Source organism: Paracoccus marcusii (assembly GCF_006151785.1).
Classification (GTDB): domain Bacteria; phylum Pseudomonadota; class Alphaproteobacteria; order Rhodobacterales; family Rhodobacteraceae; genus Paracoccus; species Paracoccus marcusii.
This window is the reverse complement of sequence record NZ_VDDD01000233.1, coordinates 1-1,875: the sequence shown is the minus strand read 5'-3', so window position 1 is coordinate 1,875 and position 1,875 is coordinate 1. Positions and strand designations below refer to the sequence as shown.

At 69.5% G+C, this 1,875-nt stretch carries 2 protein-coding genes; both read right to left on the bottom strand.

Features of this window, described 5'->3' with window-relative positions; all coding sequences use genetic code 11:
* The coding region (locus FHD68_RS18435) for an SPFH domain-containing protein (RefSeq protein WP_139086554.1) at window positions 1-860 on the bottom strand (860 nt) is incomplete at its 3' end.
* Window positions 861-911: 51 nt separating this feature from the next.
* Window positions 912-1,875 (bottom strand): DUF2927 domain-containing protein (locus tag FHD68_RS18430; RefSeq protein ID WP_244297981.1); only part of this gene is annotated, 964 nt, incomplete at its 5' end.

Genomic DNA, 1,875 nt, shown 5'->3' with positions numbered 1-1,875 from the left:
GAGGGCATGGCGCCCCAGGGTCCGCGCATCGTGGCGCCCATGGCGGCCCCCATCGCGGCGCCCAGGCCGGCACCGGCGCCCCCCTCGTTCCGCGCGGCCGCCAGCATGGCCTCGGACGCGGCATACTGGCCGAAACGATCCAGATCGCCGATGATCCCCATGCTGGTGCGCTTGTCCAGCATCGCCTCGACCTCGGCGGGCAGGCTGATGTTCTCGATGTAGAATTCCGGCAGGACCAGGCCATAGGCCTCGATCACCGGGGCGATGGCCTTGGCGACCAGCGCACCCAGCTGGTCGGTGTTTGCGGCCATGTCCAGAACGGGAATGTTCGACGCGGCGATGGCGCGGGAAAACTCCTGCACGATCACGTTGCGGATCTGGAAAGTGATCTCGTCGCGGGTGAAGTCGCCATCGGTGCCGACGATCTCGGACATGAACCGGGCGGGGTCGCCCACGCGCATCGAATAGGTGCCGAAGGCCCGCAGGCGGACCGGGCCGAATTCGGGGTCACGGGCGATGATGGGGTTGCGGGTGCCCCATTTCAGATCGTTGAAGCGGGTCGTGCTGACGAAATAGACCTCGGACTTGAAGGGGCTGCGAAAGCCGTGGTCCCAGTGCTGCAGGCGCGTCAGCACCGGCAGGTTGTTCGTCTCCAGCAGGTACAGGCCGGGGCCGAACACGTCGGCCAGCTGGCCCTCATGGACAAAGACAGCGGCCTGACCCTCGCGGACGGTCAGCTTGGCGCCATACTTGATCGCGCGCCCGACCGTGTCAAAGCGCCAGACCATCGTGTCGCGGTCGTCGGCCGTCCATTCGATGATCTCGATGAATTCGCCGCCCAGGATGTCGAAGATGGACATAGGTGCCTCCCGCTGACCTCGCCCCTTTCTAGGGGCGGGCCGGGGACGGGATCAAGCGTTCTCGCCCAGCAGCTCGGTCGCGATGCGGCGGACGATGGGCGCGGCCTCCGCCTCGGACATGCCGGGACGCAGGCGGGGATCATAGAGGATCCGCAGCAGCAGCTCGTCATGACGCGTCAGCAGCGCGAACTCCTCGTCGTCGTTGAAGATCGACGGACGCGCGCCGGGGCTGTCATTGGCCAGCCCCATTCCCTGCGCCAGCTCCTCGTGGATGCAGGACGTGCGCAGCAGCGGCGGCAGTTCGGCCCGGATCACCGCCACGGCGCGGGCATAGTCGGCGGCCGCCCCCTGCGAATAGGCGAAGACCGCGCAGCTGATCGCGGCGGGCAGGTCGGTCATGATCGACACGTCCTGCGCCGGGATGCCCGGCACAAGCTGGGCCAGGCGCGGGCCGATGGCCCGGCGCTCATCCTCGGTCAGGACCAAGATGGTGAAGTTGCCGCCCTCGGCCGTCAGCGATACGGGATGGCGCGTGGCGTCCGACAGGAGGCCCGCGAAATCCGCGACCTCCGACCGCCAGGCGGGGCGGGCGGCCATGTCGGTCGAGGCGCCGAATTCCAGCTGCATCCGCACCGGACCCTGCCAGCGGCGCAGGGGCGCAGCGCGGGACTGCGACACCAGCCCGCCGTCGGTCTGGCTGTATTCGTCGCGCAGCGCGATGTCGATGAAGTTGCGGGTCAGGATCTCGGCGTCGATCGGCGCGTCCAGCGGGGTCCGGTCGCGGCGCAGGCGACCCTGCGCCACCAGCCGCCGTTCCGCCGCGGCATAATAGTCACGCTGCGACTGGCTGGCTTGGCTGGGCGAGGCAGAGGCCTGGCGCGCGACGGCATTCGCGGCGCGGTTGCGTTCGGCCCGCGCGCGGCGCAACTCGGCTTGGCTTTGCGCGGCCGAGGTGGCCTCGGGGCGTGCCTGCGGGCGCGGAGAGCCGGGCGTGTCCGTGAACGGGTCTGGGGCG